The following is a 15938-nucleotide window of genomic DNA, read 5'->3' as shown; positions in this document are numbered from 1 at the left end:
GTCCTCGTTCAAAACCTTTAATATTTCAAGCGTTATAGGGTATCATAGCCCGCTTGATTCTCCCAAGATCGACATCACGCCACGGCGTTATTTCGGCAGCGCTTTCACCGCGCGGCCGACAGGCGGCAAGCCGCCGCGCCGGGGCCGGATCGTGCAGGCCTCATCAACCCGACACAGCGTCGGAAAATGATGCGCAAGGCCAGCCGGGCGAAGCCGCTTAGCCGGTGTCGCCCAGTGGGCGCCAAGCGTCGTTTTGCCACGCGGCGGGTAGACTCGGGTCGTACGAGTAGACAACAAACAACAGATTAAACGCGGACGCGACGGCGCGTCCGCCACATGACGAAAACTGACCAGGATCGCCCAATGTTTCGTTCGCTGACCGGATACTTCTCCAACGACCTCGCCATTGACCTTGGCACAGCCAACACCCTCATCTACATGCGCGCCAAAGGCATCGTGCTGGACGAGCCCTCGGTTGTCGCCATTCACAGCGACGCGCCCACCAACAAGAAATCCATCCTGGCCGTGGGCCTGGAAGCCAAACGCATGCTGGGCCGCACCCCGGGCAGCATCCAGGCGATCCGCCCGATGAAGGACGGCGTAATCGCCGACTTCACCGTCACCGAACAGATGCTCAAGCAGTTCATCAAGAAGGTGAACCCCAACCGCTTCTTCGCCGCCAGCCCCCGCATCGTGATCTGCGTGCCCTGCGGCTCCACCCAGGTGGAGCGCAAGGCGATCCGCGACTCGGCGCTGGCCGCCGGCGCGCGCCGCGTGGAACTGATCGAAGAGCCGATGGCGGCCGCCATCGGCGCCGGCCTGCCGGTTGAGGAACCCACCGGTTCCATGGTGGTGGACATCGGCGGCGGCACTACCGAAGTCGGCGTGATTTCGCTGGGCGGCGTGGTGTATTCCAACTCCGTCCGCGTCGGCGGCGACAAGTTCGACGAAGCCATCATCAACTACATCCGCCGCAACTACGGCATGCTGATCGGTGAAACCACCGCCGAAGAAATCAAGAAGACCATCGGCTCCGCCTTCCCGGGCGCCGAGGTGCGCGAAATGGAAGTCAAGGGCCGCAACCTGGCCGAAGGCATTCCGCGCGCCTTCACCGTGTCGTCCAACGAAATCCTGGAAGCGCTGACCGAACCCTTGAACCAGATCGTGTCCGCGGTGAAGATCGCGCTGGAACAAACTCCGCCGGAACTGGGTGCCGACATCGCCGACAAGGGCATGGTGCTGACCGGCGGCGGCGCGCTGCTGAAAGACATCGACCGCCTGCTGGCCGAAGAAACCGGCCTGCCGGTGTTCGTGGCCGAAGAACCGCTGACCTGCGTGGTGCGCGGCTCCGGCAAGGCGCTGGAGAAAATGGACAAGATTGGCACTATTTTCACCAACGTCCCTTAAACCGGAACGGCCGCCGTCCGCCTGAGCCCGGCTCCGGCGGCGGCGGCCGCTCGTAAAGCAAGCGATGATGGCGGGCGCGCGGCAAGCGCGCCCGTTTTTGAAGCACAGCGCCCCGTGTCAAGGGGCGAGGTCTGAGCCGATGGACTTTGCCAACACCCCCAGCTTTTTCCGCTCCGGGCCGCCGCCCGGCGCGCGCTTGGCCATGGCCGTGGCCGCCTCGGTGGCGCTCCTGGTCGGCGACAGCTATTTCGGCCTGATGGAACAGGCGCGCGAAGCCACTTCGCTGGCGCTCTACCCCGTACAGCGCGCGGTGAACATGCCCGCGCAGGCGATGCGCCACGTCAGCGACTTTCTCAGCTCCCAAACTGAACTGAAACAGGAAAACACCGCCTTGCGCGTGCGCCAGCTGGAAATGTCGGCGCAACTGTCGCGGCTGCAAACCCTGCAACGGGAACTGGACGAAGTGCGCAAGCTAAACGGCATCAAGTCCAGCTATCACCAACAGGCGCAGATGGCCGAAACGCTGTATACCGGCCGCGATCCGTTTTCCTACAAAATCATCATCGACAAAGGCAGCGACGCCAACCTGAAGGCCGGCCAGCCGGTCGTGGACGCCACCGGCCTGCTAGGCCAAGTCACCCGGGTGCAGCCGCTGACCGCGGAAGTCACTCTGGTCATAGACAAGAACCAGATGGTGCCGGTCATGGTGACCCGCACCGGCCAGCGCGCCATCCTGTACGGCTACGGCGGCGGCGTGGAAATCCGCTATCTGCCGCAAAGCGCCGACATCAAGGACGGCGATCACATCGTCACGTCCGGAGTGGACGGCGTTTATCCCGCCGGCATCCCGGTGGCCCGCGTGACCCGGGTGGAGCGAAACCAAGGCGCCACCTTCGCACGCATCGCCACCGCGCCGCTAGCCGGCGTGCAGCAAACCCGCTACATGCTGGTGCTGGGCGAAAAGCAGGCGCCGCCGCGCCCGCCGGAACCGGCCCCCATCGTCAAAAAGAGCAGGGGCGGCAAGAAAGCCGCCGCCGAGGAGTAAGCCCCGATGACGTTCGAGCGCCCCAAGGAACTGCTCAAACCGGTGAAGCGCCGCTTCATCCTGTTCACCTTCATCTTCGCCGTCCTGATCGAACTGATCCCGCTGCCGCACGGCAGCACGCGCTGGCTGCCGGATTTCATCGGCATGCTGATTCTGTACTGGGTGATCAACCAGCCGCGCCGGGTCAATATCGGCACCGCCTTCTTGCTGGGCCTGGTGGCAGACATCTCCACCGCGGGATTGTTCGGCCAGCACGCGCTGGCCTATTCGATCACAGCCTATCTGGCCTTGGCGCGCCAGCGCCAGGTGGTGATGTTCAACCTGGGCCAGCAAACGCTGGTGGTGCTGGGCCTGTTGCTGACCAACCAGATCATCATGGTGGTGGTGCGCATGCTCACCGGCTCCGCCTTCGTCGGCTGGGGTTACTTCCTGCCGCCCTTGATCGGCGCCCTGCTATGGCCGTTGCTGACCAAGCTGATGCTGATGCCCTACCGCCACAACGCGGTGTAGCGCCGCGGACCGTCCATGCCTCAACCCACCCGTTTCAAGAACCCGCAGGCCGAAGACAGCCAGTTCCAGCTGCGCTTGATCGTCGCTTACGCGTTGATCGTGCTGATGTTTCTGGTATTGCTCACGCGTTTCATCTGGCTGCAAGTGCTGCAGCACGAACACTTTTCCACGCTGGCTCAGAACAACCGCATTTCGCTGGTGCCCATCCTGCCCAACCGCGGCCTGATTTTGGACCGCAACGGCGTGGTGCTGGCGCAGAACTACTCCGCCTACACGCTGGAGCTGACGCCCAGCAAGATCCCGGACCTGGCCGCCACCGAGGCCGAGCTGCGCAAGTTGGTGGAGATCACCCCGCGTGACGAGCGCCAGTTCAAACGCCTGCTGACTGAAAGCAAAAACTTCGAATCCATCCCGCTGAAAACCAAGCTCAGCGAGGAAGAGGCCGCTCGGGTCGCCGCCCAGGCCTGGCGCTTCCCTGGCGTGGAAGTCAAGGCGCGGCTGTTCCGCGACTATCCGTTCAAGGAAATGACCAGCCATGTGCTCGGCTACATCGGCCGCATCAACCAGCGCGACAAGGAGCGGCTGGAAGAGGAAGAAAAAACCGCCAATTACAAGGGCTCCAACTACATAGGCAAGACCGGTCTGGAAGCGGTGTACGAGGACGACCTGCACGGCAAAGTCGGCTTCGAGGAGGTGGAAACCGACTCCGGCGGCCGCGCGGTGCGTTCGCTGCGCCGCACGCCGCCGGTCAACGGCAATACCCTGAAGCTGGCGCTGGACATCCGCCTGCAGGAAATGGCGGACAAATTGTTCGGCAACCGCCGCGGCGCGCTGGTGGCGATAGAGCCGTCCACCGGCGGCGTGCTCGCCTTCCTGTCCAAGCCGGGCTTCGACCCCAATCTGTTCATCGACGGCATCGACACCCAGACCTGGACCAATCTGAACAACGACTGGCAGAAGCCGATGATCAACCGCGCGCTGCGCGGCACCTACCCGCCCGGCTCCACCTTCAAGCCCTTCATGGCGATGGCGGCGCTGGAGAACCACGCCATCGGCATGCGCGACATCCGCCCGGCGCCCGGCTACTTCACCCTGCCCGGCTCCAGCCACCAGTTCCGCGACAGCAAGAAGGCCGGCAACGGCATGATCAATCTGCAGCGCGCGATCGAAGTCTCCAGCGACACCTTCTTCTACAAGCTGGCCTGGGACATGGGCATAGACAAGATCCACCCTGCGCTGGCGCAGTTCGGTCTGGGCAGCAAGAGCGGCATCGACCTGGACGGCGAGTCCATAGGCGTGCTGCCGTCCAAGGAATGGAAGGCGCGCCGCTTCTCCCGCTACAAAGAGGAATTCCGCCGCTGGTATCCGGCCGACGTGGTCAGCATCGGCATCGGCCAGGGCTTCAACGCCTACACCCCGCTGCAAATGGCCAACGCCACCGCCATCCTCGCCAACGACGGCCAGGTGTTCAAGCCACACCTGGTGCAGCAAGTGGTGGACACCCGCAGCGGCAAGGCGCGCATCATCGAACCGATGCCCATCCGCCAGATTCCGTTCAAGCAGGAAAACTTCGAATACGTGAAGCGCGGCATGGAGGGCGTGATGACGCGCGGCACCGGCGCGCGGCTGGGCGTGGGCCTGCAGTACTCGATGGCGGGCAAGACCGGCACCGCCCAAGTCGTGCAAATCAAACAAGGCGCCAAGTACAACGCCTCCGCCCTGGCCGAGCAATACCGCGACCACAGTTGGTTCATCGCCTTCGCCCCGGTGGACAAGCCCCGCATCGCCGTGGCGGTGATCGTGGAGAACGCCGGCTTCGGCGCCGCCGCCGCCGCGCCCATCGTGCGCGCGCTGTTCGATTACTACTTGCTGGGCAAGGTGCCGAAAGACATCGAAGGCACACTGAAGACCATGCCCACCGACACCGCCAACGACAATGCAGACCTCTCTAATTAAACGCGTCTGGCAACAGATCCAAGAACCGCTGGACGGCTGGCTGATGCTGTTCCTGGGCATGATCTTCGTGGTCAGCATGGTGCTGCTGTATTCGGCCAACAACCAGTCCTTCGACAAGATAGACAACAAGCTGATCTACACCAGCCTGTCGCTGATCATCATGTGGATCATCGCCCGCATGCGGCCGCAAAGCATCATGAACTTCGCGCCGCCCATCTACGGGCTGGGCGTGCTGCTGCTGCTGGCCGTCCACTTCAAGGGCGTCACCGTCAACGGCTCCACCCGCTGGCTGGAACTGGGCATTACCCGCATCCAGCCGTCCGAGATCATGAAGATCGCGTTGCCGATGATGCTGGCCTGGTTCTTCCAGAAATACGAACTATCAATGCGCTGGTGGCACTACCTGGTGGCCGCCTTGCTGATGGCCGTGCCCAGCGCGCTGGTGCTGAAGCAGCCGGATCTGGGCACCACGCTGCTGATCGCCGCCGCCGGCCTGTTCGTGCTGTTCTTCGCCGGCCTGCCCTGGAAAGTGATCTTCGCCGGCATCGGCCTGGGCGCCGCCAGCCTGCCCATCGTCTGGAACCTGCTGCACGACTACCAGCGCCGCCGGGTGCTGACCATGATAGACCCCACCACCGACCCCTTGGGCGACGGCTACCACATCATCCAGTCCATGATCGCCATCGGCTCCGGCGGCCCCTGGGGCAAAGGCTGGCTCAACGGCACTCAGACCCACCTCGATTACATCCCGGAGCGGACCACGGACTTCATCTTCGCCGTGTACTCGGAGGAGTTCGGCCTGGCCGGCAATGTGCTTCTGCTGGTGCTCTATCTGCTGGTGCTCAGCCGCGCGATGATGATCACCGCCAGCGCGCAAACGCTGTACGGCCGGCTGATGGCCGGCTCCATCACTCTGTCCTTCTTCGTCTACGCCTTCGTCAACATGGGCATGGTGTCCGGCATCCTGCCCGTGGTGGGCGTGCCGCTGCCCTTCATGTCCTACGGAGGCACCGCCACCGTCACCTTGTTCGTCGGCATGGGCATGCTGATGAGCATCAGCAATCTAAAACGCTGAGAGCCTGTTTACGATCTGCTGCGCTTCGGCGACACGCCGTTGGAAATGACCTCAGAATGCTCATGTACCGTATGTACATTCCGCTTCTTCGGTCATTTCCGCCTTGTCTCGCTCTTGCTCGCGAGATCGTAAACAGGCTCTGAGTTCCATGGCGGGAACCAATGCCCCGCCGCGGCGGCCTACCCCTGTTTGCCCCAGACTTACGTCATGCCCGGAAGGTTTCCGACTTGACGAACGCAGGCAAAATCGCAAGCCTATAGAATTCCGGCGCCGCCGCGCGCCCTGTCCCGCATTCATGCCAGAGGAAACGCCACCGCATGCGCATCAAGATCCTGAGCCTGCTGCTCGCCCTGTCCCTGGGCCACACCCTGCCGGCCATCGCCGCCGAACCCGTCGTCGCCAGCCAAAGCCAGCTGCAAGCCTACACCAGCGTGGAAGGCATCACCGAATACCGGCTGCCCAACGGCCTGCGCGTCCTGCTGGCGCCGGACGCCTCCAAGCCCACCACCACCGTCAACATCACCTATCTGGTGGGCAGCCGTCACGAAAGCTACGGCGAAACCGGCATGGCCCACTTGCTGGAACACATGCTGTTCAAGGGCACGCCCAGCAGCGGCAATCTGATGCAGGAGCTGGGCAAGCGCGGCATGCAGTTCAATGGCACCACCTTCCTGGACCGCACCAACTACTACGAAACCTTCCCCGCCAACGACGACAATCTGCGCTGGGCGCTGGAAATGGAAGCCGACCGCATGGTCAACAGCAAGATCGCCAGGAGCGATCTGGACACCGAGTTCTCGGTGGTGCGCAATGAAATGGAGATGGGGGAAAACAATCCCCGCCGCGTGCTGTGGAAGCAGATGACCGCGGTCAGCTACGATTGGCACAACTACGGCCACAACACCATAGGCGCGCGCTCGGACGTGGAAAAAGTCCGCATCGACAATCTGCAGGCCTTCTACCGCAAGTACTACCAGCCGGACAACGCGGTGCTGATGATCAGCGGCAAGTTCGACCCGGCGGCGACGCTGGCCGTCGTCCGGCAGGCCTTCGGCAAGATCGCCAAGCCGCAGCGCCAGCTGACGCCCACCTGGACCGAGGAGCCGCAGCGCGACGGCGCGCGCGAGCTGACCGTGGAGCGCATCGGCGACACCCAGCTGGCCGCGGTGCTGTATCCAATCTCCGCCGGCAGCCACCCGGACGCGGCGGCCATCCTCGTGCTGGCCGACATCCTGGCCAGCACGCCCAACGGCCGGCTGTACCAGGCGCTGGTGGGCGGCAAGAAAGCCGTCGGCGTCGAGGCCTGGCCGTTCGCGCTGGCCGAACCCGGCTACATCATCTTCTGGGCAGAGCTGAACAAGGACCAAAAACTGGCCGACGCGCGCCAGGCGCTGCTCGCCGCCATCGAAGGCTTCAAGAGCAAGCCGGTGACCGAGGCCGAACTCAAGCGCGCCAAGACCAGCCTGCTCAACGACATCGACAAGACCCTGAACGATCCGCAGCAGCTGGCGGTGGAGATGTCCGAGGCCATCGCCAAGGGCGACTGGCGCCTGTTCTTCCTGACCCGCGACCGCATCGAGGCGCTGAGCGTCAAGGACGTGGAGCGGGCCGCCGAAAACTACTTCAAGCCGTCCAACCGCACCTACGGCCAGTTCGTGCCCACCGCCAAGCCGGACCGCAGTGTGATCCCGGCCACGCCGGACGTGGCCAAGCTGGTGGACGGCTACAAGGGCCGCGCCGCGATCAGCCAGGGCGAGGCCTTCGATCCCAGCCCGGCCAATATCGACGCCCGCACCGAGAAAACCACGCTCGCCAACGGCGCCAAGCTGGCGCTGCTGTCCAAGAAGACCCGCGGCGAAACCGTCAACGGCAGTTTCAGCTTCGCCTTCGGCGACGAGAAAAGCCTGTTCGGCCGCGGCGCCGTGTCCAGCCTCGCCGCCGACATGCTGGAACGCGGCAGCGGCAAGCTCAGCCGCGCCGAAATCAGCAATCGCCTGGATCAGCTGAAAGCCAAGCTCAGCATTTCCGGCTCCGGTCAGGAAGTCAGCGTGGATTTTGAAACCACCCGCGCCCATCTGCCGGCGCTGCTGGACCTGATCGCCGGCCTGCTCAAGCAGCCCAGCTTCCCGGAACACGAGTTCGAGCTGCTGCGCAAGGAAGAACTGACCGCCATCGACGCCCAGCGCAACGAGCCGCAGGCCATGGCCACCCAGGCTGTTGGCCAGGCGCTCAACATCTATCGCAAGGGCGATCTGCGCTACCGTCCGACGCTGGACGAGGCCGCCGCCGAGCTGAAAGCCGCCAAGCTGGACGAGCTCAAGCGCTTCCACCGCCAGTTCTACGGCGCCAACCACGCCCGCTTCGCCCTGGTCGGCGACTTCGACGCCAAGGCCGCGCAAAGCCAGCTGCAAAAATTGTTCGGCGGCTGGAACAGCCCTGTGCCGTACAGCCGCGCGCCCAGCTTGCTGCCGCCGGCCAAGCCGGGCCAACAACAACTGCAGGCCAAGGACAAAGCCAACGCCTTCTACCTGGCCACCGCGCCGTTGGCGATGCGGGACAGCGACGCCGACTACCCGGCAATGCTGGTCGCCAACAAGATCCTGGGCGGCGGCGTCAAATCGCGACTGCTGGACCGCCTGCGCCAGAAGGACGGCATCAGCTACTACGCCGGCAGCCAGTTCAAGGCCGGCAGCTTCGAGCCGGTGGCCAGCCTGAGCCTGGTGGCCATCTACGCGCCGCAGAACCTGGACAAGCTGAAACAGGGGGTGGCCGAGGAGCTGACGCGCTTCATCCGCGACGGCGTCAACGCCGCCGAGCTGGCCGACGCCAAGAAGGCGCTGCAACAGGAAAGGGAAATCGCCCGCGCTCAGGACGGCGCACTGAGCGGCGCGCTGGACGGCCAGTTGCAGATCGGCCGCGGCATGGAGTTCAACGCCAAGGTGGATGCCGCCATCGCCGCGCTGACGGTGGAGCAGGTCAACGCCGCGCTGCGCAAACACATCAACCCGGCCCAACTGCTCCAGGTCTACGCCGGCGACTTCAAGCGCCCCTGATCCGGCCTTGCGCCGGCTGGCCTCAGCTGTTCTGCGGGGGCTGGTCGGCGTCTATCATAGGCGGCTCCGCCTCGCCCGCGGCAGCGTCCGCCGGCTGGTCCGGCAGCGGACGGCCGTCGCGGCCGAACAGGCGCAACTGACGCGGCAGGTCGTGCTCGTCCGCCAGCTTGACGCCGACGCCCACCAAGCGCACCGGCCGCCGGCCGCGCTCGAAGCCCACCCGCAACAACTCTCCAAAACGCGCCGGCGACAACTGTCCGCCGGTGTGCTCCACCGTGGTCTGGCTGAAATCGTCGAACTTGAGCTTGACCGACAAGCCCTTGAACGCGGGATTGCCGCTGCGCGCGATGCGCGCGCTCAGCCGGTCTATCAGCTCCGGCAGCTTGGATAGACAGGCGGCGGCGTCGGGCAGGTCCACCGCGTAGGTCTCCTCAACGCTGATCGATTTGCGGCTGCGGTCAGTGGACACCGGCCGCGGATCCACTCCACGCGCCAACTCGTAGAGGCGCTCGCCGAAACGGCCGAAGTGGCGCAGCAGATCGGCCAGCTCCCAGGCCAGCATGTCGCCGCAGCGCCGGATGCCCAATTCGTTCAGCCGCTGCGCGGTGACCCGGCCCACGCCGTGTATCTTCTCCACCGGCAGCGCGGCAACGAAGCCGGCCACATCCTGCGGCCGGATCAGGAACTGCCCGTCCGGCTTGTTCCAGTCGCTGGCCACCTTGGCCAGGAATTTATTCGGCGCGATGCCGGCCGAGGCGGTGATGCCCACCTCCTCGCGAATCTGGCGGCGAATCGCCTCCGCCATCCGCGTGGCGCTGCCCTGCTCGTGCGGCTGGCCGCTCACATCCAGATAGGCCTCGTCCAGCGACAAGGGTTCGATCAAGGGCGTGTAGCGCTCGTAGATGCGCATGATCTGCTGGCTGGCCTCGCGGTAGCGCGCCATGTCCGGCGGCAGGATCAGCAGATCGGGACACAGGCGCAGCGCGCGCGCCGATGACATCGCCGAGCGCACGCCGTAGCGGCGCGCGATGTAATTGCAGGTGGCGATGACGCCGCGGCTCTCCGGCCGGCCGCCCACCGCCAGCGGCAAGGGCCGCAAGGCGGGGTCGTCGCGCATCTCGATGGCGGCGTAGAAACAATCGCAATCGACGTGGATGATTTTGCGCTGCGGCTCGCTCATGGCGATGCTTGAATCAGGAGACGGCGCCGTCGCTATGGCCCAGCGAACGCTGCGGCGCCACCCGGTCGCGCACCCGCTGCTTCAGCAGCTTGATGTCGGGGAAGCCACCGTCGGCCTTGCGGTCCCACAACAGCTCGCCGTCCAGCTCCACGCGGAACACGCCGCCGCTACCGGGCTGCAAGGCTACTTCAGCCAATTCCTTCTCGAAGGTGGTCAGCAGCTCCTGCGCCATCCAGGCGGCGCGCAGCAGCCAGCGGCATCCGGTGCAGTACTCAATGCTCAGGCTCGGAGTTTTGGCGGGGGGGATAGAAGATGTCATGCGGGAAAACGCGGTCGGCTACAGGATGGCTGACAGCATAACAGTATAGAAGGGGGCATGGAGGGGAAAGGAACTGCCGGCGTCCCTGGATTTTGTTGTGTGCGAGCGCAAGCGCCCGCTCCTCCATCGTTTCTCTCTTTGTGCAGACTTGGCGTTTTGACCTTGTTCAGGGCGCCGGCAGTGGCAATGACGTCTTGTTCGCAACACATTCCCGAGGCCAAGTCTGCCCAGTCGCCGGCTCGGGGTAAAGCATTTACTCCAGCCCGCGCCGATTGCTGCGCTGCACGATGTAACTTCGGCGCAACGTTACCGGTAGCAAACGATCACGCCTAGCGAATCAATGCGCGTGTTCTGCCGGGGCGGCCGCCGCGACGCCGTCTTCCACCACCACTTCAACGGTTACGCTGCCCGCCTTCTCGAACCGCAAGGTCAGCGGGAAACGGTCGCCCACGCGCAGCGGCTGCTTCAGCCCCATCAGCATCACGTGATAGCTGCCGGGCGCGAATTTGACTTCCTGGCCCGCGGCCACGGCCACGCCGCCGGCCACTTCGCGCATGCGCATCACGCCCTTGTCGTTGAGATGGGTGTGCAATTCGGCCTTGGCCGCGCGCGGCGTGCTGGCCGACAGCAGCTTGTCGGCGGTCTTGCCCTGATTGTTCAACGACAGATAAACACCGCCGGTGGGGCTGCTTTCCGGCATTGCCCGGCTCCACGGATGGCCGATCTTGATATCGCCCAGCTTGAATTCGTGCGCCATCGCTCCGGCGCTGAGCAGGCACAGGCCCAGCAGGGCGCTCAATGTCTTTCGCATAATCAACTCCTTGGGTTTTCCGCACTCTAGCACAGCCGCCCACAGCAGCCGTGCGGCATAATGCCACAGCCAATGTCATGCCGCGCGCGCGCCGCGGGGCTCCTAGCAGAATTTCCCTTGTCACCGGCCCGCGGCCTCAGGCAGACTGCGTCCATCCATTGTAATGTTCGCTTCATCAGCGTAGTGCCATGCTCAAGACGTTGTCGCTCCAATTCCTGTTCGGCGGGCTACTCAGCCTGATCACCATCACTAACCCGCTGTCCAAAATTCCGCTGTTCATCACCCTGACCCGCGAAATGACGGACTCTGCGCGCGACAACCAGGCGCGCCGCGCCTGCGTGTTCGCGGCGGCCATCATGGTAGTCAGCCTGCTGGCCGGCAACGTGATCATGTCCGCTTTCGGCATTTCCTACGGCGCGCTGCGCATTTCCGGCGGCTTCGTCGTCGCCGTGCTCGGCTACCGCATGCTGTTCCTGTCGCAGGATCCGGGCAACGCGCCCAAGACCGGCGAGCGCGAGGACTACGCTTTCTTCCCGCTGGCCATGCCCGGCATCAGCGGGCCCGGCACCATTGCCGTGGTCATCGGCATTTCCACGGAGATTGCCGAACTGACGACTCTGCCAGCCAAGGCGCTGGCCTTCGCGATGACCTTCGCCGCCATCGGCGGCACTTGCTTCGGCATGTGGTTGACGCTGCAATCCTCGCAGTTGATCGCCCAGCGCCTAGGCCGGGGCGGCCGCGAGGTGATGACGCGGCTGATGGGTTTCTTGCTGATCTGCATTGGCGTGCAATTCGTCGGTTCCGGCATCCGCACCTTCATGGCCGGTTCCTGAGGCCGGCCGCGACGCCCTGCCATGTTTTATCAGGCGTCCGACCGTTCCGACTTCTTCCGCGCCGACGACATCGGCCAGTTGGAATGCCTGGACGCCAGCTACGCCCAGCGCGTGTTTCCGCCCCATTTCCATGAAGAATACGTAGTCAACGCATTAACCCTGGGCGCGCAGTCTTACCACCACCGCGGCGGCACCCACCGCGCCGGCGTCGGCGCGCTGGTGCTGATCAATCCCGGCGAAGTGCATACCGGCGAAACCGCTGATGCGCGCGGCTGGGCCTACCGCGGCTTCTATCCATCAGCGGACTTCCTCCAGCGGCTGGCCGCCGACATCAGCGGCGACGCCCACTCCCGGCCTTATTTTCGCGACACCGTGGTGCTGGACGCTACGCTGGCCGTCGGCCTGGACCAGTTGCACCGGCTACTGCGCGGCAGCCAAGACCGGCTGTTGCGCGAATCCGCCTTGCAGCGGGTATTCGGCGCGGTGCTGCAACGCCATATGCAGGTGCGCGGCCAGACGCACGCCGCCGCTCCGCGCGCGGTGGAGCTGGCGCGGCAAATGCTGGCCGACGCCATCAACGAGAACCTGTCTCTGCAAGCGCTGGCGGAAGCGGCCCAGCTCTCGCCGTGGCAACTATGCCGCCAGTTCCGCCAGCACTTCGGCCTGCCGCCGGTGGCCTGGCGCAATCAGTTGCGCGTCAACCGCGCGCGCCAGCTATTGGCTCAGGGCCAGACGCCGGGCGCGGTGGCGCTCAGCCTGGGCTTCGCCGACCAGGCTCATCTCACCCGCGCCTTCCGCCACACCGTGGGGCTGGCGCCGGCGGCTTATCAACGCGCGCTGGGTCTGCGCCGCTGAACATCTGTTCACGCTTTTCTCCACCGCAGCCGCCCCATCTCGCGCTAGTGCGCAAGCGCCAGGCCACACCGCAAACCCATCCTGCAAAATCGTTCAAGACGACGACTGGTTTCGGCGGCATGATGAATGGACTTCGTTTCCGCAAGGACCCGTTCCGATGACGAGCTCCACCCCCGTCGCCTGGGCACTGCAAGGCGCGCGCGACAGCCTCCCCATGCTGATAGGCGCCGCGCCCTTCGGCGTGATCTTCGGCACCCTGGCCATCGCCGCCGGCCTCAGCCCGCTGACGACCCAAGCCATGTCCCTGCTGGTTTTCGCCGGCTCCTCGCAATTCATCGCCGTCAGCCTGGTGGCGGCCGGCGCCGCGCTGCCGGTACTGTGGCTGACCACTTTCGTGGTCAATCTTCGTCACGCGCTGTACAGCGCCACCCTGCTGCCTTACGCGCGGCAATGGCCGCTGGCCTGGCGCTGGCCGCTGGCGTTCTGGCTCACAGACGAAACCTTCGCCGTGGTCGAGCACCGCTTCCGCACCCAGGGCGCGGCCGGCGGCCAGTGGTATTGGCTGGGCTCTTCGCTGGCGATGTACGGCAACTGGCAGGCATGGACGCTGGCCGGCGTGCTGCTGGGACGTTCAGTGCCGGGGCTGGCGCAACTGGGGCTGGACTTCGCCATGGTGGCCACCTTCGCCGCCATCGTCGCGCCGCAATTGAAAAAACGGCCCACGCTGGCGGCCGCGACAGTAGCCGGCCTGACCGCGCTGTTGGCGCGCGGCCTCCCCTACAAACTGGATCTGATGCTGGCGGCGCTGCTGGGCGTCGGCGCCGGATTCTTGCTGGAAGGCAAGCGCAAGGAGGCGGCATGAATCATTGGTGGATGATACTCGGCATGCTGGCGGCCACCTTGATGATCCGCGCCAGCTTCCTGGTGTTCGGTCAGCGGCTGGCTTTCCCGGACTGGCTTAACCGCGCGCTGCACTATGTCCCGGCGGCGGTGCTGTCGGCGCTGGTGGCGCCGATGGCCCTGGCTCCCGCCGGACGCATCGACCTGTCGCTGGGCAACGCCTATCTGATCGGCACCTTGGTTGCCGTCGCGGTGGCGTGGAAAAACGGCAAGACTCTGCTCGCCATTGTGGTCAGCTTCATCGTCTACGGCTTGCTGCGCTGGCTCTAAGAACCTGTTTACGATCTGCTGCGCGTCGGCGATACGGTGTTGAAACCAAGCTCAAAATGCTCATGTACCACTTGTACATTCCGCTTTTTCGCTCGTTTTCGCCTTGTCTCGCCTTAGCTCGCGAGATCGTAAACACGTTCTAAGAGCCCGTTCGGAGCCAGCGTGAGCCGCTTTGCGGCGCGCGGCCGGCAATGGGCAGCGGGCCGCGGGCCGCGGGCCGCGCGCGGAACCTCGGCTCAGATATTGTAGACCAGCACCAAGCTGATCAGGACCGGAGCCGCCCAGCAATAAATAAAGCGCACGCCGGAGGCCAAGGCGCTGGGCAATTTCAACTCGGCTCGCATGGTCGGCCAGATCACCCAGCCGGCGAAGCAGGCGGTGCCGATGCCGCCCAGCGGCAGCAGGATGTTGGACGCGGTGTAGTCCATCAGCTCGAACACATTGCGGCCGAACAACTTCCAACCCGCCAGCGGCCCAAAGGACAACGCCGCCGGCACTCCGGCGCAAAACACCAGCAGACAAATGAGCAGCGTCGCCTTGCGTCGGCCGACGCCCCACTCATCGATGGGAAACACCGCCACCAACTCCAGCAGAGACACCGAAGAAGTCAGCGCCGCCATCAGCAGCAGCAGAAAGAAAGCCGCCGCCAAGCCTTGGCCGAAAGGCAGGTGGTTGAACACCACCGGCATGGTCATATAGGTCAGGCCCGGACCGGCCTGCGGATCCAGACCGAAAGCGTAGATCGCCGGGAAGATCATCAGGCCGGCCAGGACCGAGGTCAGCGTGGTCAGGCCGGTGACCCACAAAGCCGCGCCCGCCAATTTCGCGTCCCTGCCCAGGTAGGAACCGTAGGCGATCATGCAGCCGGCGCCCACCGACAAGGAGAAGAATGCCAAACCCAAGGCCTCCACCAGCATGCCCGGCGTCACTTTGGAGAAATCCGGCGTCAGCAGGGCCGCCACGCCGGCCTCCGCGCCCGGCAAGGTCAGCGAGCGCGCGATCAAGCCCAGCATCAGCAGGAACAATAGCGGCATCAACACCTTGCCCGCCCGCTCAATCCCCTTCTGCACCCCGCACATCACCACCAGCAAGGTCAGCCCGGTGAACAAGGCGTGAGTCAGCAGCGATTCGAAGGGGTCGGACACGTAATCGCCGAACAGCCGCGCCAGCGCCGCCGGGTCGTTGCTCATCACCCGGCCGTCGAGGGCGCGCAGCAGATAGCCCAGGGTCCAGCCGCCCACCACGCTGTAGAAGGAAAACACCAGGAAGCCGCACAACACGCCGGCGTAGCCCACCAGCTTCCAGCGGCGCGAGCCCAGCCGCGCGAACGCGCTCACCGCGCCGCAGGCCGCCGCGCGGCCGATGGCGATCTCGGCCATCAGCAAGGCGATGCCCAGGGTGAAGGTCAACAATAGATAGATCAGCAGAAACGCGCCGCCGCCGTTCATCGCGGTGACGTAGGGAAACTTCCAGATGGAGCCCAGACCGACCGTGGCGCCGGCCGAAGCCAGAATGAAACCGAGGCGGGAACCCCATTGCGTGCGAGACATGACAACTCCTGAGTCAGAACAATTTGCCGCCGCACGGGGTAAGGCTGGATACAACAAGGCCGCCCATGACGGCGGCCCGGAAAACAGATGCAAAAATCCCTGGCGCGCCGATTAGCTGCGCCACCACCACGATTTGGTCTGGAAAGGGATGATCTGCTTCATAAGGGCGTCAGC

14 protein-coding genes are annotated in these 15938 nt (G+C 64.8%); 10 read left to right on the top strand and 4 right to left on the bottom strand.

The window, feature by feature from the left end:
• Positions 1 to 363 precede the first annotated feature (363 nt).
• The 6 genes from MOV80_RS09835 (at position 364) to MOV80_RS09810 (ending at position 9046) form a co-directional block, all read left to right on the top strand.
• The gene (locus MOV80_RS09835; protein WP_043592385.1) at positions 364 to 1407 is read left to right on the top strand and encodes a rod shape-determining protein; all 1044 of its coding nucleotides are present in this window, start codon (positions 364 to 366) and stop codon (positions 1405 to 1407) included.
• 139 nt (positions 1408 to 1546) lie between these two features.
• Complete coding sequence (mreC, locus tag MOV80_RS09830) at positions 1547 to 2452, top strand: rod shape-determining protein MreC (protein ID WP_249605082.1); 906 nt, start codon at positions 1547 to 1549, stop codon at positions 2450 to 2452.
• A 6-nt stretch (positions 2453 to 2458) separates the two neighbouring features.
• Positions 2459 to 2962 carry a rod shape-determining protein MreD gene (gene mreD / locus MOV80_RS09825; RefSeq protein WP_019101651.1) on the top strand — a complete coding sequence of 168 codons (504 nt, stop codon included), beginning with the start codon at positions 2459 to 2461 and terminating at the stop codon, positions 2960 to 2962.
• 15 nt (positions 2963 to 2977) lie between these two features.
• The gene (gene mrdA / locus MOV80_RS09820; RefSeq protein WP_081574417.1) at positions 2978 to 4918 is read left to right on the top strand and encodes a penicillin-binding protein 2; all 1941 of its coding nucleotides are present in this window, start codon (positions 2978 to 2980) and stop codon (positions 4916 to 4918) included.
• Positions 4899 to 5993 (top strand): rod shape-determining protein RodA, encoded by a 1095-nt coding sequence (gene rodA / locus MOV80_RS09815; protein WP_019103926.1) that lies wholly within the window; start codon positions 4899 to 4901, stop codon positions 5991 to 5993. Before mrdA ends, rodA begins: the two co-directional genes overlap by 20 nt.
• Positions 5994 to 6310: 317 nt before the next feature.
• Positions 6311 to 9046, top strand: coding sequence for a pitrilysin family protein (locus MOV80_RS09810; protein ID WP_249605081.1), 2736 nt, complete (start codon positions 6311 to 6313; stop codon positions 9044 to 9046).
• A gap of 22 nt (positions 9047 to 9068) precedes the next feature.
• Here MOV80_RS09810 and dinB read toward each other — a convergent pair whose 3' ends face one another.
• From dinB to MOV80_RS09795, 3 genes are all read right to left on the bottom strand, one after another.
• The gene (dinB, locus tag MOV80_RS09805; RefSeq protein WP_019103924.1) at positions 9069 to 10226 is read right to left on the bottom strand and encodes a DNA polymerase IV; all 1158 of its coding nucleotides are present in this window, start codon (positions 10224 to 10226) and stop codon (positions 9069 to 9071) included.
• 13 nt (positions 10227 to 10239) lie between these two features.
• Complete coding sequence (locus MOV80_RS09800) at positions 10240 to 10545, bottom strand: SelT/SelW/SelH family protein (protein ID WP_019103923.1); 306 nt, start codon at positions 10543 to 10545, stop codon at positions 10240 to 10242.
• 337 nt (positions 10546 to 10882) lie between these two features.
• Complete coding sequence (locus MOV80_RS09795; protein WP_043592390.1) at positions 10883 to 11356, bottom strand: copper chaperone PCu(A)C; 474 nt, start codon at positions 11354 to 11356, stop codon at positions 10883 to 10885.
• Positions 11357 to 11544: 188 nt separating this feature from the next.
• Here MOV80_RS09795 and MOV80_RS09790 point away from each other — a divergent pair, with 188 nt between their 5' ends.
• The 4 genes from MOV80_RS09790 to MOV80_RS09775 all read left to right on the top strand — a co-directional run bounded on the left by MOV80_RS09790 (position 11545) and on the right by MOV80_RS09775 (position 14214).
• Positions 11545 to 12189 carry a MarC family NAAT transporter gene (locus MOV80_RS09790; protein WP_043592391.1) on the top strand — a complete coding sequence of 215 codons (645 nt, stop codon included), beginning with the start codon at positions 11545 to 11547 and terminating at the stop codon, positions 12187 to 12189.
• Between the two features lie 21 nt (positions 12190 to 12210).
• The gene (locus tag MOV80_RS09785; protein WP_107732970.1) at positions 12211 to 13044 is read left to right on the top strand and encodes an AraC family transcriptional regulator; all 834 of its coding nucleotides are present in this window, start codon (positions 12211 to 12213) and stop codon (positions 13042 to 13044) included.
• A 157-nt stretch (positions 13045 to 13201) separates the two neighbouring features.
• Positions 13202 to 13906: an AzlC family ABC transporter permease gene (locus MOV80_RS09780; RefSeq protein WP_019103919.1), complete on the top strand. Its 705-nt coding sequence runs from the start codon at positions 13202 to 13204 to the stop codon at positions 13904 to 13906.
• Complete coding sequence (locus MOV80_RS09775) at positions 13903 to 14214, top strand: AzlD domain-containing protein (RefSeq protein WP_019103918.1); 312 nt, start codon at positions 13903 to 13905, stop codon at positions 14212 to 14214. Before MOV80_RS09780 ends, MOV80_RS09775 begins: the two co-directional genes overlap by 4 nt.
• A gap of 236 nt (positions 14215 to 14450) precedes the next feature.
• Here MOV80_RS09775 and MOV80_RS09770 read toward each other — a convergent pair whose 3' ends face one another.
• Positions 14451 to 15764, bottom strand: a complete 1314-nt coding sequence (locus MOV80_RS09770) for a sodium-dependent transporter (protein ID WP_019103917.1) — start codon at positions 15762 to 15764, stop codon at positions 14451 to 14453.
• Positions 15765 to 15938: the final 174 nt, after the last annotated feature.

This window comes from Chromobacterium sp. IRSSSOUMB001, from assembly GCF_023507765.1.
Lineage (GTDB): Bacteria > Pseudomonadota > Gammaproteobacteria > Burkholderiales > Chromobacteriaceae > Chromobacterium > Chromobacterium haemolyticum.
Note: the sequence above shows the minus strand (reverse complement) of the source record. Positions and strands in the feature narration are given on the sequence as shown.

Coding starts and splice junctions, on each gene's coding strand:
- MOV80_RS09835 (WP_043592385.1), top strand. CDS start 364: ATGTTTCGTTCGCTGACCGGATACTTCTCCAACGACCTCGCCATTGAC.
- mreC (WP_249605082.1), top strand. CDS start 1,547: ATGGACTTTGCCAACACCCCCAGCTTTTTCCGCTCCGGGCCGCCGCCC.
- mreD (WP_019101651.1), top strand. CDS start 2,459: ATGACGTTCGAGCGCCCCAAGGAACTGCTCAAACCGGTGAAGCGCCGC.
- mrdA (WP_081574417.1), top strand. CDS start 2,978: ATGCCTCAACCCACCCGTTTCAAGAACCCGCAGGCCGAAGACAGCCAG.
- rodA (WP_019103926.1), top strand. CDS start 4,899: ATGCAGACCTCTCTAATTAAACGCGTCTGGCAACAGATCCAAGAACCG.
- MOV80_RS09810 (WP_249605081.1), top strand. CDS start 6,311: ATGCGCATCAAGATCCTGAGCCTGCTGCTCGCCCTGTCCCTGGGCCAC.
- dinB (WP_019103924.1), bottom strand. CDS start 10,226: ATGAGCGAGCCGCAGCGCAAAATCATCCACGTCGATTGCGATTGTTTC.
- MOV80_RS09800 (WP_019103923.1), bottom strand. CDS start 10,545: ATGACATCTTCTATCCCCCCCGCCAAAACTCCGAGCCTGAGCATTGAG.
- MOV80_RS09795 (WP_043592390.1), bottom strand. CDS start 11,356: ATGCGAAAGACATTGAGCGCCCTGCTGGGCCTGTGCCTGCTCAGCGCC.
- MOV80_RS09790 (WP_043592391.1), top strand. CDS start 11,545: ATGCTCAAGACGTTGTCGCTCCAATTCCTGTTCGGCGGGCTACTCAGC.
- MOV80_RS09785 (WP_107732970.1), top strand. CDS start 12,211: ATGTTTTATCAGGCGTCCGACCGTTCCGACTTCTTCCGCGCCGACGAC.
- MOV80_RS09780 (WP_019103919.1), top strand. CDS start 13,202: ATGACGAGCTCCACCCCCGTCGCCTGGGCACTGCAAGGCGCGCGCGAC.
- MOV80_RS09775 (WP_019103918.1), top strand. CDS start 13,903: ATGAATCATTGGTGGATGATACTCGGCATGCTGGCGGCCACCTTGATG.
- MOV80_RS09770 (WP_019103917.1), bottom strand. CDS start 15,764: ATGTCTCGCACGCAATGGGGTTCCCGCCTCGGTTTCATTCTGGCTTCG.